Source organism: Desulfovibrio sp. JC010 (genome assembly GCF_010470675.1).
GTDB lineage: Bacteria > Desulfobacterota > Desulfovibrionia > Desulfovibrionales > Desulfovibrionaceae > Maridesulfovibrio.
The window spans coordinates 169779-182433 of record NZ_VOIQ01000003.1 but is presented as its reverse complement, the minus strand read 5'-3'; the positions used below and the strand labels follow the sequence as shown (position 1 = coordinate 182433).

Annotated in this window: 15 protein-coding genes and 1 tRNA gene; 10 read left to right on the top strand and 6 right to left on the bottom strand. The window is 44.6% G+C overall.

What is annotated here, in order from left to right; all coding sequences use genetic code 11:
• Nucleotides 1–23: 23 nt before the first annotated feature.
• Nucleotides 24–1676, top strand: coding sequence for a hypothetical protein (locus FMR86_RS04800; RefSeq protein WP_163349948.1), 1653 nt, complete (start codon nucleotides 24–26; stop codon nucleotides 1674–1676).
• A 13-nt stretch (nucleotides 1677–1689) separates the two neighbouring features.
• Entirely contained in the window at nucleotides 1690–2277 is a 588-nt protein-coding gene (locus tag FMR86_RS04795; protein ID WP_163349947.1) for a hypothetical protein, read from the top strand.
• 154 nt (nucleotides 2278–2431) lie between these two features.
• Here FMR86_RS04795 and FMR86_RS04790 read toward each other — a convergent pair whose 3' ends face one another.
• Both FMR86_RS04790 and FMR86_RS04785 read right to left on the bottom strand, forming a co-directional pair.
• A complete protein-coding gene (locus FMR86_RS04790) occupies nucleotides 2432–3058 on the bottom strand; it encodes a hypothetical protein (protein WP_163349946.1) in 627 nt (208 codons plus the stop codon).
• Nucleotides 3059–3067: 9 nt separating this feature from the next.
• Nucleotides 3068–3820, bottom strand: a complete 753-nt coding sequence (locus tag FMR86_RS04785; RefSeq protein ID WP_163349945.1) for a hypothetical protein — start codon at nucleotides 3818–3820, stop codon at nucleotides 3068–3070.
• Between the two features lie 140 nt (nucleotides 3821–3960).
• On the opposite strand from FMR86_RS04785, the gene FMR86_RS04780 reads away from it, so the two are divergent.
• The 4 genes from FMR86_RS04780 (at nucleotide 3961) to FMR86_RS04765 (ending at nucleotide 6389) form a co-directional block, all read left to right on the top strand.
• Nucleotides 3961–4278 (top strand): helix-turn-helix domain-containing protein, encoded by a 318-nt coding sequence (locus FMR86_RS04780; RefSeq protein WP_163349944.1) that lies wholly within the window; start codon nucleotides 3961–3963, stop codon nucleotides 4276–4278.
• A 2-nt stretch (nucleotides 4279–4280) separates the two neighbouring features.
• Complete coding sequence (locus FMR86_RS04775) at nucleotides 4281–5054, top strand: hypothetical protein (RefSeq protein WP_163349943.1); 774 nt, start codon at nucleotides 4281–4283, stop codon at nucleotides 5052–5054.
• Nucleotides 5055–5143: 89 nt separating this feature from the next.
• Nucleotides 5144–5386: a helix-turn-helix domain-containing protein gene (locus tag FMR86_RS04770; RefSeq protein ID WP_163349942.1), complete on the top strand. Its 243-nt coding sequence runs from the start codon at nucleotides 5144–5146 to the stop codon at nucleotides 5384–5386.
• Nucleotides 5379–6389: a site-specific integrase gene (locus FMR86_RS04765; protein WP_163349941.1), complete on the top strand. Its 1011-nt coding sequence runs from the start codon at nucleotides 5379–5381 to the stop codon at nucleotides 6387–6389. The genes FMR86_RS04770 and FMR86_RS04765 overlap by 8 nt, the downstream gene beginning before the upstream one ends.
• A gap of 166 nt (nucleotides 6390–6555) precedes the next feature.
• On the opposite strand, the gene FMR86_RS04760 is transcribed toward FMR86_RS04765, so the two are convergent.
• The 3 genes from FMR86_RS04760 to FMR86_RS04750 form a co-directional block, all read right to left on the bottom strand.
• A tRNA-Thr gene (locus FMR86_RS04760) sits at nucleotides 6556–6631 on the bottom strand.
• Between the two features lie 109 nt (nucleotides 6632–6740).
• Complete coding sequence (gene tpx, locus FMR86_RS04755; protein WP_163349940.1) at nucleotides 6741–7256, bottom strand: thiol peroxidase; 516 nt, start codon at nucleotides 7254–7256, stop codon at nucleotides 6741–6743.
• Nucleotides 7257–7349: 93 nt separating this feature from the next.
• On the bottom strand, nucleotides 7350–8495 hold the full coding sequence (locus FMR86_RS04750; protein ID WP_163349939.1) for an ABC transporter substrate-binding protein: 1146 nt from the start codon (nucleotides 8493–8495) through the stop codon (nucleotides 7350–7352).
• A gap of 205 nt (nucleotides 8496–8700) precedes the next feature.
• Between FMR86_RS04750 and FMR86_RS04745 the strand changes: the two genes are divergently transcribed.
• Nucleotides 8701–9198 carry a hypothetical protein gene (locus tag FMR86_RS04745; RefSeq protein WP_163349938.1) on the top strand — a complete coding sequence of 166 codons (498 nt, stop codon included), beginning with the start codon at nucleotides 8701–8703 and terminating at the stop codon, nucleotides 9196–9198.
• A gap of 37 nt (nucleotides 9199–9235) precedes the next feature.
• Here the strand turns inward: FMR86_RS04745 and FMR86_RS04740 are convergent, their stop codons facing one another.
• Nucleotides 9236–10315: a TOBE domain-containing protein gene (locus FMR86_RS04740; RefSeq protein ID WP_163349937.1), complete on the bottom strand. Its 1080-nt coding sequence runs from the start codon at nucleotides 10313–10315 to the stop codon at nucleotides 9236–9238.
• Nucleotides 10316–10451: 136 nt separating this feature from the next.
• Between FMR86_RS04740 and modA the strand changes: the two genes are divergently transcribed.
• From modA to FMR86_RS04725, 3 genes are read left to right on the top strand one after another with little or no spacing between them, the layout of a single operon-like run.
• Entirely contained in the window at nucleotides 10452–11186 is a 735-nt protein-coding gene (gene modA / locus FMR86_RS04735) for a molybdate ABC transporter substrate-binding protein (RefSeq protein WP_163349936.1), read from the top strand.
• A complete protein-coding gene (gene modB / locus FMR86_RS04730; protein ID WP_163349935.1) occupies nucleotides 11186–11851 on the top strand; it encodes a molybdate ABC transporter permease subunit in 666 nt (221 codons plus the stop codon). The genes modA and modB overlap by 1 nt, the downstream gene beginning before the upstream one ends.
• Nucleotides 11848–12552, top strand: a complete 705-nt coding sequence (locus tag FMR86_RS04725; protein ID WP_163349934.1) for an ATP-binding cassette domain-containing protein — start codon at nucleotides 11848–11850, stop codon at nucleotides 12550–12552. The genes modB and FMR86_RS04725 overlap by 4 nt, the downstream gene beginning before the upstream one ends.
• Nucleotides 12553–12655: the final 103 nt, after the last annotated feature.

Here is a 12655-nt window from a genome sequence, read left to right as displayed (position 1 = left end):
CGAGACTTGAAAAAATCGCTAGATTGTATCCTTCCACGGCAAATAAATTTATTAAAATAACTACACGATCTTGCTTACCATGGGAAAAAGACATTCAAATCATACCTAACAGCCGTTTGGTATATTTTCTTTCAAAGCTGGGTCGTACTGAAGAAGCAAAAAATATCATTAACAACCTTAGCCTATCCTTCAAAGAAGATACTGAAAATTTCAAACTAAAAGAGCTTAATTGGGATTGGGATTCAGAGATAGACGAGGCTTCAATCTTATATCATGTACTTGTCTCAAGGCTTAGATTACCGATTTCTGCTGTAAAATGGTGGACTGCACAACAACTGTCTGACTTGCTAGCTGCCGATGACACAAAAGATCTCATCGAAAAACATCTTCTTGAAGATTTAGCTACCCGTCGACTTGAATCGGAATGTGTTGAAATTTTATCTGTATTTTGGATGGCTACAAGGAAAGGATATGCACCCTCAGCAGAAATCAGCGGCAAAATTTCAGCGAGATCTATTCTCTCCGACATGCTTATCAAAGACATCATGCCTACTCCAATAGGATACGGTAAAGAGGCCACTAATATTCAATTACTTTTCCAAAAACCAAAGGACGACAAAGGATTTGGAAAAGTTAACGGAAAAGAGATTCCATCTATATTTGAATTAATTCTCAAACATATCGAAAAAATAGAACGTATCCCTTTTACTGAGTACTATAAATTTGAGTGGGTAAGAACATTTGAATATTCCCCATCTGGAAATTCCATTATCTCCTATTTTGTTCACAGTGATCGGGAAGCAACAGGTGGATTTAACACTGACAACAGTCATAGAGGGAGGTCTGCGTACTTAAGAACACTACAGCATTGTATGCAGGAAAAAGTTCCTGAATCTATTATCAAAGATTATGCTCTTTGGGCTCTTCCTTTTGATCCTCTCTTGGCTAACCTTTCCCCGAGTAATCCTGAATGGCTTGCTGACTGGAAGGCTAGCATACAAATCACACAGGAGAATCTTCTCGCTTTTTTGCAACAATGCACTAAAAACATTAACTTTATTGATAAAAGTTTGTTTCTAGGAGCATTGTCATTCCCAATTATCTTTAATAGTTTCTCACGTGTAGATATCACATGTTTGTGTGGTTTCTTTACTGCACAAGAGGCATCTCCTTTACTATTTGAGAGAGTTGGTGGCTATTCAAGTGCAACTAGATTTGAAGACCGACTGCACTATCAGACAACAGTTCGAGAGCAATTTTTAGCTACCAACTGCCGCCCTCTTGTTTCTCAGGTTGAGCCCAAAAATCGCTTTGGTCATTGGCATTCAGACATAGAAACACGAGGTATTTATGTTCCAGTCCTGTCAACAATAGAGTCCGAGTTAATCGGTACATGCGAAGGGCATCACATAAATTTTAACCATGATGGAAATACTATTGGTCATTGTGGATATTGGAACGTTAATTGGGATGTTGCATACCCACAAGGCTTCGGCCCTAATTGCGGCACATATACTTTGTTAAATAAAGATCATCTCAAAACTTGGGTTACTGAGCCCACTCTTTCCTCATTATCTTTTCTGTGTAGAGCGAGATTTACCACTAAAAAAATGGCTTACGAGAGCTACTCCACAGAAGAAATGCTTTTTACTTTCCCTTGTGAATTAACAACTTAATGGAAATTTTTATATGAATCTAACTAACTCAGATTATCAATTAATCGTTGCCGTATTTGGTCTGATAATCCCCATTATTACTGGCTCGAAGGTTTTCAAAGCCATTTTCCGAAGCAGCAAAAACAAACTTAGACTCGACTACGAATTTGCAAATAAAATATTCGGAGACAACAAATGGAAAGAACTCTCACACGATTATCTTATAGAACAAGGCTACTTGGGATTATCGGGTAAACGGATGGATGCCGCATTAATTAGATTCTTTATGACTAAGAGTTTTCCCTTAGATCAACTTACAGACTATGGTATTGGAAAACGTTTTTTAACGGTCAAACGCGATGGCTCTGAGGTAACTGCCATTGAATTTATTAAAAGGCTAAATTGTAGTGACAGAAGAATAAAAATATTTGGTTATGTCCTAATGCTGCCTTATTTTCTCTTCGCAATGATAACTCTTACGCCTTTTCTATTTCTCGCTCATTTTATTAACATGGGGATAGCAGGGCTATGGTTAAGCATTTTAATCATTACAATTTTGGCCTGTTCACATTCTTTTTTGTTGATATTATCTGGGCTCTATATGCTGCCAAGAGAGTCATAAAAAGGTTAGAGGAAACATCTGCGCTTCAGCAGAGGGAGGCACTTTCAAAAGAACCGCAGTCTGAACAACTGGGAGAAATTGAAAATGCCTAATTTAACATTTCATACAAAATCATAAAAATGCCAGTAAACCACAACATATAAACCGCGTAGCACTATGTTATAACAAGTTTACTATCAACAATTTCATATTTAAAAGCTAGGTTGGTTGCCAACTCATACTCCATCAAAGATTCATCGAGTAATTTCTCAGCCATTGAAAAAACAGGCTCCACAATTTGTTCTTTCAAAACGACTTCGTCAGAAATGCTGGTAAGAGGAACCACAAAAACTGCCCCACGCTCCCCTTCTTCATCCCAAACAAGCATCTTGTTATCAGAACCCAAACGATAACCTTTACCAAGAGCAGAATGCAAATAAAAATCGTCGATTCCCCATGCCGCATATCCATCATTCATAACTGCCAGCATATACAAACAAGGCTGCCAGTTGGAGACACCTAAAGATTCATCTTCGTCCATAATTCTAACTAAAAAAGCAAGTTGGAATGTTTCTTTTTTTTGCTTTCCGGTTTCTATAAAGCCATACCCACGTATATCTGAAACATTTACCCAACCGGAAGAATCGGTGGAGCCACCATTATGCGTAACAGAATTTTTGAAAACTTCGCTGTTTTCCACCAATTCTGCGACAAATTCATCAATCCTATTAAATATTTGTTCAATCTGCCCCCCAGTACGACTAACAATTTGAGCTGCCTTATATATGGTTTGACCTTCCATTTAACCCTCCTAATTGTTCTTATAAAAAAATCCATTATCTTCTTCAGGTAACAACCCAAGATCAAAATCAAACCATGGAGTTAGAGAAAAGAAAGAAGACTCTTCAACATTGAACGGACAATTTAAACTCTTCACCCAGTCAAAACCTGTAAAAGATGAAATTCCTTGTTTTTCTAAAAAAATTAATATGGCTTCAGCCCAAATTGAATCTTTTGAAAAATGGCTTGCAGCTTGGTGGACATTTCCCCAAGTGAGAGCGAGCAACTTATCTTTCCATTCAGCTACATTCAGACAATCTGGAACTGACTCGGCATACTCAATTGAATCATTTATTGACTGCAATCCTTTTATGGCTGATTTTGTTAGGTAAAAATGCAAACATTCTCCACGAACATCTTCCTTATGAAACCATTGCTTGACTAGCTGATCTGGCGAACTCAATCCTGAATCCCATTTAATTTCGACTATTATATTCAAGCAAAGTTCATCGGGACCTAAAAAACTGAACAAAAGATCCGGCTCAACAAGCCGATCCCCTAGAGTCTGCATTTTAGGCCAGAATTCAATTTTCATTGATTCTGGAATCCATACATAAGGCCAAGTTTTACCAGCCCCCTCAACTACTTCCTTCCAAAATGCCCAAGTTAATCGAGTATCATTCATCATCAGTATTGGGCTAAAAACAATAGAAGTAATTTCATCTTCTGAAAAACGTCCTTTCCCCCTACCTACGGCCTTCTTTCCTGTCGCTGTAACCAGCATGAGCCCCCCCCTTGAACAGATTCGATTGCTTGATCAAGCCCAAATAACACTCATGGGTTGTTTTTTCAAATTAAAAGAAATCCAGACATGGTCTCTGCTAGCCTATTAGCCTGATAATTTGAGCGGTTAAGGGGTAAAGCATGACTTCGATCACAACAAAGCTTGGCAAACGCATAAAAGAGCTCAGGAAACAAAGTAACCTGACCCAAGATTCTTTAGCTGAGAAAGCCGGACTCTCCGGCAAGCATATAGGCGAGATAGAACGAGGCGAAGTGAATGTGACAGCCCAGTCCTTAGAAAAAGTTGCAACAGCTCTTGGAATAGAACTGCCTGAACTGATGCGCTGTGATCATGAAGGGGATGTGGCAGATCTACGAGCAGAGTTAATCCGCCATATTGAGAATTGCCCTGAGGAAGAAGTGAAGTTGGCCTATAGACTGATAAAGGCTTTGAGGTAGCTATGCGAGGAATAACATTTTCCGACAATGAAACAATTTTCCATAACTGGTTCAAAGTTGATAGCTTTATTCTTTTTCCAGATGATGAAGTAAAGCGTATAAAGGCATTCAGCTTTCTTTATTATAGGTTTATAATGGAACACAGAGAATACGATGGCTTTGATGTAGGAGATATAGACTATGAAGAAGTCGCTGAAATCACTACAGAGATAATCGCTGATTTTGATTTTTTAAAAGAATTAAAAAAGCAAAGAAGAAGTAGAGCTGCTGCTGGATTAGTAATAAGAATTCTCTATTCTCAAGTATATCATAACTTTGAAGAACCAAGCATCAACAAAGCAAAATCACTATATAGAACTGGGCTTTCATATTTAAAGAAAGAAGCAAAAAATAAAGATGAAAAGTTTCATCGTAACATATCTGAATCATACATCAACGATGTTATAAATAATTATCGCAATAGACTTCATTACTGTGCAGCCTATAATATAACACGCCCGCCCAACTCCTTAACTGAAAAAGAATTTATCAAAGACGTAAAAAATTTTTTCTCTATCGCTGAGAGATACAAATCATTTTGCATTAACTATAAAGCATCTAGACGAGGAGCATACACCCCACCAGTTGTTCCTGAAGAAAGAATTTTACACATCGACCCGGGCTTTGAAATTTGTCCAGCAACAGATGATAAACTGGAACCTTACCCCAAAGAAAAAATTGAACGGTATTTTGCCAAAAACGACATGAGCACAAAAACAAATAATGACAAAACATAGACTAGTATATTTACATTAAACTAATGTAAACCATCTGTTCAGTTTTCATTATCACATAAATCCTCCATCGTTAGCTCGGTGGAGGATTTATGGTTTTAACAACCCGAAATACATGCATTGAGGCCAAGCCCATAACTTGGCTCAAAATGGGGCAGGCAATGAGTAAGCTCAATGTCTGTCGCGATACCATGCGCAAGTATTGCCAAGAAGGGTTGGTTCGTGCCGAAAAACTTCCTTCCGGTCACTGGCGGATAGAGTCGTCCAGCATAGACGAAATGCTTCAAAACGACAGATTAATAGTTGAACATTTACAGGTATTTATGTATGAATAAGAACATAATGGCTATACGAAAACCTTTCAAAAGAGGCGACTTTTGGTACTACGAAATCAATCGTAAAAGAGTGAGCCTCAAAACTAAGGACAAAGCCAAAGCCCTGCGAATTTTTAACGAGATCAAAAGGGAATATTTGGCGGGTAGGCTGAAGCAGCTTACAAAAGAAAAATCCATATCTTTAGGTGACTTTGCAGCGGAATACCTAGAGTGGGCAGAGACTACACAGATATATAAGACCTTCAGGGCCAACAGATTAGCCCTGAACAAAATCCTTGCGATTGAATCAGCATCCAAACGGCTGGACCAACTTAGCCACAAGACGATTGATAAGCTGGTAGCTCAAAGCCGGAAAAAGAAGCTCAAGCCAGCATCTATCAATAACTATATCAGCCATGCCCGCATGGTTATGAACAAGGCGGTTGAATGGAAATACGTAAAAGAAAATCCATTTGCGTCTTGTAAATTAGTTAAAAAAACCAAACGACCTCCAGCTTTCCTTAGCCCTGAGCAATGCACTGAATTTCTGGCATCTGTCACGGATAACGAACTCAAGAAACTTATCATCAGCTACCTGTTTACGGGACGCCGTAGGGAAGAGCTTTTTAATCTTGAATGGAAAGACATCGACTTCGAAAGGAATTCCTACCTGATACGCAGGAGCAAAACCCACCTTTCAAAGCACTACCCCATGCATCCGACTTTTAGAGAAGTCTTAGAGTCCTATGAGGACAGAACAGGCCGTGTTTTCAAAAAATGGCTGCATATTGATACGATCAGCAAACATGTAAAGCAGGCCCTGATTAACGCAGGATTTGAAGATTTCAGACTCCATGACCTGCGCCATACTTTTGCATCCAACTTGGCGGAAGCAGGTGAGTCCCTTCATTCCATCGGAGAACTGCTTGGTCATACCGACAAGCGCACAACTGAAATTTATGCGCACCTGTCCAGTGGACACCTTACCCAGTCAATCCAGAAGCTTACCTATCAGCCAGAATAATTTCCCAGCATATTGTCCAAATGTACGCGGCCCAAGCTGTTCAAACCGCCACCACAACCGTCACCAAAATTGAATTTTGCGTACAATTTGCGTACACAGCCACTTTTCGGCCCACACAAAGAAAGCCTCACAATGCAATAACACACTGTGAGGCTTAACTTTTTCATGGAGCCAACGAGGCGAATTGAACGCCCGGCCTGCTGGTTACGAATCAGCTGCTCTACCGACTGAGCTACGTTGGCTTTTGGTAAGGTTTTTCTTTAGCTTAGCACATATTTTGCGGTCAAGCCTTAAATAAGAAAAGACTCCTGCCGGATAGCGGGAGCCTTTTGATTTTATCAATTTGATCTATTAAACCAGCTTCTTAGCAGCCTCTAAAGCTGCATCATAATCCGGTTCCTCGGTTATCTCACTTACGTACTGAACATACTGCACAGTGCCGGACTTATCGACTACGAAAACAGCGCGGCTGAGCAGGCGCAACTCCTTGATCAGCACTCCGTACGCTTCGCCGAAAGATGCACTTGCGTGATCGGAAAGAGTCTGCACAGCTTCTACGCCGGCAGCACCGCACCAGCGGGCCTGAGCAAAAGGAAGGTCCATGGACAGGGTCAGAATTTTGATATCATCGCCGAGATTTGCAGCTTCGTTGTTGAACCTGCGTGTTTCCATGTCGCACACAGGGGTATCAAGGGAAGGAACAGCACTGATGATCAGCACTTTGCCTGCGAAATCAGCCAGAGCTTTGGGAGCAAGGCCGTTATCAGTTGCGGTGAATTTGGGAGCTTTGTCGCCCACCTTGATTTCATTGCCGAGGAGGGTCAGGGGATTGGACTGGAAAGTGATTACACCTGTTCTTTCATTCATGGTATTTACTCCGTTTGTTTTAATTAGTAACAATTACTACTAACACAAGAAAAAATTGTCTACAAGAACAATCTGAAATCTTATCATTCCGATTTAATTACCCAGCAAAGCCTGCACGGAAAAATCATACTCCTGCAGAGAATCATTGCAGGCTTTGGAAAATCTCCTGAAATCAATTCCGGACCAGTCACGTGAACCGAATCTTTTTAAAAAAAGACCAACATTCCGGTCATCAATCACACCGAAAATTCTCTTTCTGACCATGGGGCCGCCTTTCCCGGAAAAATCATGCCCATGGTGATAATCATAAAGCATGACCAGCCCCCAACCTCCGGTCATGAAATGCCCGCCGACGGAAAGGGCAAGACTGCCGTTTTTCACCGCCTCAAGCGCAGGTTTGTCCCAGTTGATTCCACCAACCAGAATATCTTTACCCGGAACAAAACCGCTCTTCTTTATCCCCTCAATAGCCCCAAGGGCCATGGGGTCATTGGCAGCCCAGATAACATTTACTTCCGGGTTCCGATTCAAAAATTTTGTTACCAGCTCATAGGCTTGGTCTTTGCGCCAAAGACAATGAATTTCGGGAAAAAATTTTGCATCAAAAAAATCGGCACGGGCATAAGCCAAGCCCTCATTTCGGAGCAGAGTCGCCTGAGTGGCGTAATCCCCGGCAATGGGAAGAAGCCTGATTTTGTCTTCAGCCATCCCCTGCTTCTTGGCTTTCTCCAGCAGTTCTTTTGCCAGATTATACCCGGCCCAGCGGTTGTCCGGGACCAGCCCGCCTATCCAATGCTTATACTTTTCTCTTGGCTTACCCAGTTCTGCAGCCTGATCACCATAAAAATCCAGCAGGAGGTTGAAGACCTTAACCTCCTTCCCGTCCGCATCGGCGATAATTTTACCCGCCGCAAGCTTTTCATTCACTACGACCAAGTAATCAGGCAAAGACTTGCGGTTAAGCACTTCTTCCGCTTTTTTGCGCATTAATATGTGATTGCGTTCAGTATAAATAATTTCGAGATCAACGCCCAGATCTTCGGCAGCAGCCTGCATAAAAGAACTGACCTCCCGCCAGAACCCGCCGGTTGGATCTGCAGGATCGGATTTTCCGGGATTGATGAAGACCACTTCCATGGGCTCAACCGAGTCTTCCCCGGCTTCACAGCACGCAGGCACCGGAAATAAGAAAAATGCGCCAAGCGCAACAAAAAGAAATAAAACTGAAACAGACCGCACACTCACCACCTGTGGTTCACATTAGGAAAAACAACTCACAACGTTATTTATGCCAAGCAGGGGCTAATTATACATGATAAAATGGAACTTGAACAAAGAAAAAGTCACACCGCATGCCTGAAGCAGAATCATCTCCGTTGACATATCAGTAGATAAAAAATAACAACAAGCACATAAAATCACATACAACTCAACAGGAGATTTCATGAAAACGATGATGCAAGCAATTTTCGCAATGATCTTAACTATAGCAACAAGTGGGATAGCAATGGCTGAAACAGCATTCGATGCTCAGGGTTGCGCCATTGTTCCCAGTATTAATTCCGGCTACAACAGCTCTATATCCAGAGAATGGACTTTTATAAATCTTTCAAACATCAGCAATAAAAATGTCCAATGCCTAATTACTATCTACGACCAAAATGGCGATACCGTGACATCCGGGATGACTGTGTATGCTGGCCCGACCGTAGTTTCCAGCGGGACTGGACAATTTGATATTCCTGCCCACGCAACACGGCGTATAATATTCAATGCAGCGAACATAGGGGTACATGCTTTTTACGGTCACGCAGTGATTGAATGGAAATCCGATGATTCCCGCCACAGAAAAGCCCTGATAGGGGCTATCGAAAAGCTCAGAATGCACGGCAATGGTTTGCTTAAAGGGGAATTCCTGATCAATAGCGGGCAGCCATTCTAATTTAATAAAGTATCGGGCAGGCAGTGCCTGCCCACTCTTACACCGCATGCAGCACTACAGACAAAGCCTTAAAACAAAATTCCACGTCCGCTCCGTCAAACAGTCCTTCTTCCTCGATGGACCATGAAGTAACCAACGCGCACATCTGGGTTCCCCCGGAGCTTTCTCCGGAAACCTCGGCCAGTACTTCGGTCTGCTTGATGGAGGTTACTTTGGCCGGAACACAGTTGCGTGAGCTGGTGCCTTTTCCTTTCAAAGGCCGCACTGCCACCAGCGGTGCTTTTACAGTGGCTGAGACCGAAATTCCCGGCTCAAGTCCGAGCTTATAAAGACTCTCCAGAGTGATTACCGAACTGATGATAACACCTTCTGCGGTTTCAAACTCAACATCGGCCAGCACCCCGTCCCGGTTCACCGAACGGACCTGACCGGCAAAGGTGTTCCGGGCACTTGATTTAAGCGCGTTTTCCTCAAGAGCCATACGCCGGACAATATTCTTCACATCCCCGGAAGACCATTCCTGATAGACCGCCGCGAGATCTGCGGAAGACTGTCCGAGCACCTTGCGGACCACGCCCAGCGGCACCCCGTTGCGCAGCATTTCCACTGCCCGTGAACGCCGCAGTACCGAAGGCGCACCTTTTTTGCGCTCCAGACCGCATTTCTCGGCCCGCTCGTAAAAAACTCTGCGCACGTAACCGGGATCAAGATGAAAAACCATGCCCTCAAGCCCGACCCCCATGGGACCGTCAATCATGCCCTTAAGTTCCCGGCAGACAGACTGCGGCAGAGGGACTTCCCGCTTCCGGCCTTCCCGTCCGAGGTAGACAACAGCCCTTGCCAGGTTAATATCCCGCCGCTCATCAAGCTTTAAAATTTCACCCAGCCGGGCCCCGCTATGACGCAGGATCAGAAAAAGACAAAAGGCTCTGGTGCGGGAACGGACATAGTCCGCACGCACAGTCCCCTCTTTCCAGCTGCGAAAACCGTCTTCCAGCAGGCTAAGCTCCCGCGCATCAAGATGGAGAATATTATCAGGAACATCAAAGACTTCCGCAGGAGCAAGTTTTGTTTCCCCGCTGTTTGAAAGCTGATTATCTTTTGCTTTTTTGACCACTGAAATAACCCTTCGGGCAGTCACGTTTTTAAATAAACGCGTGACCGGTTTGAAAATTTATCCTTCCCCTGCATAAACATAAGATACTGATAAAGCCAATTCAGGAAGACCTCAATTTGAAAATGGAGAATTAAAAATGAAACGGATCAGCGCACTCATCCTCACCCTGCTGTTGACACTGCCCCTTTCGGCAAATGCAGCCGACCTCATGATCGCACAGGCCGCCAATTTCATGCCCGCCATGAAAGAAATCATCCCCGCTTTTGAAAAAAACAGCGGATTAAAAATGCAGGCCACCTACACATCCACCGGGAAACTTTACGCCCAGATAGTTAACGGCGCACCTTTTGATCTTTTTCTGGCTGCAGATGAACGCCGTCCTAAAAAACTGTTCAAAGACGGACTGGCCGAGACTCCTTTTGTTTATGCTGTCGGCAAGGTTGTCTTCTGGTCCCTTGATAAAGATACAATCGGCAAAAGCTGGCAGGAAGCAGTCAAAAGCGGGAAACTCCATAAAATAGCCATCGCCAACACTGAAACCGCGCCTTACGGCAGTGCTGCCATGACCGCTCTGAAACAGGAAAAACTGTGGAAGCAGGTAAAACCGGAACTGGTCTTTGCCCAGACCATTGCGCAGGCTTTCCAGTTTACATCCACAGGGGCGGCGGATGCAGGATTTTGCGCCTACTCCTCCATGTTCACCCCCACCGGGAAGCAGGGCGGCTTCCACCTTGTGGAGCAGGCTCCTCCGGTAATTCAGGCCGCCTGCGTACTCAAGTCATCGGAACATAAAGAAGCTGCCCGGAAATTTGTACACTTCCTGTCCAGCCCGGAAGTACGCACCATCAAGAAAAAATACGGGTATGACTAATGGATTTTTACCCGCTTTATATCTCGGCCAAGCTTGCAGTGGCCACGACCCTGTTTATTCCCATTGTAGCCGCGCCCATTGCATACATCCTTGCCTTCCTTGACTTCAGGGGCAAGTCCTTCATTGACGCGATTGTTTCCCTGCCCATGGTCCTGCCGCCCACGGTTCTCGGTTTCGGGCTGCTCATAGCTATGGGGCCGCAAGGAGTGCTGGGAGGTTTCTGGCGGGACCTGACCGGGGAACGCATGGTTTTCAGTTTTTCCGGAATCCTGCTGGCCTCGCTGGTCTACAATCTGCCCTTTGCAGTGCAACCCATGCGTGCGGCCTTTGAAAAGCTGGACATCCGGCTGCTGGAAAACGCAGCTGTGCTGGGGCTTTCTTCCACCGCCACCTTCTTCAGGGTGGTACTGCCCAACAGTCTGCCCGGTCTGGCGGCCTCGGCCATGCTGGTCTTTGCCCACAGCCTCGGTGAATTCGGAGTAATCCTCATGGTCGGCGGTTCCATCCCCGGTTCCACCAAGGTCGCTTCCATCGCCATATACGAAGCAGTGGAAGCCATGCGTTACGACGACGCCATGTACATGTCGTTGGCAATCATCCCGGTCAGCTTTCTGGCCTTACTCGCCATCAACCGACTCAACCGTGTCAGCCGGAGCAGAGTATGACTTTGAAGATAAATATCCGTAAACAGTTGCCCAACTTTGCACTGGACGTAAATCTGGACTGTAAACCCGGCACCCTGACCGCCATTGTCGGTCCGTCCGGGGCCGGAAAAAGCACCTTGGTGCGCATCATCGCCGGGCTGGAAAAGCCGGATGCCGGAACCATCTCCCTCGACGGAAATATCTGGGTGGATACAGCCGCAAAAAACTTTGCCAAGCCGCAGCAGCGCGGGCTGGGACTTGTTTTTCAGGAATACACCCTCTTCCCGCACTTGAATGTGCGCAAGAATGTGGCTTTTGCCGCTGTGGATAAAGAGTGTGTTTCCGGGCTGCTGGAAAAATTCGGAATCTCGCACATCGCTGAAAGCAAGCCGGCCAACATCTCCGGCGGGGAACGCCAGCGGGCGGCCTTCTGTCAGGCCCTTGCCCGCGAGCCGGTGCTGTTGTTGCTGGATGAACCCTTCTCTGCGCTGGATATCGCCACCCGCGAAGGGTTGCGCAAAGAATTGCGCGCCCTGAAAAGCGAACTGAATATCCCCATCATTCACGTTACCCATGATCTGGAAGAGGCCTACTATCTGGCCGATTCCATCTTCGTTTTGGAGAACGGGCATGAATCACCGCAATGGCTGGAACGTCAGCGCAATAAATTTTGTGCTGAAACAAAGCCGCGCCCCCATCTGGAGCTTGTCGGCAATATGTAATGTCAACCAACAGGTTGTCATGGTCAACTCCGGTTAACCATAATTTCAGCAAAAACCTGCCGGGAAACGCGCTGATTCAACCCGGCAGGTTTCCGTTTTGCAC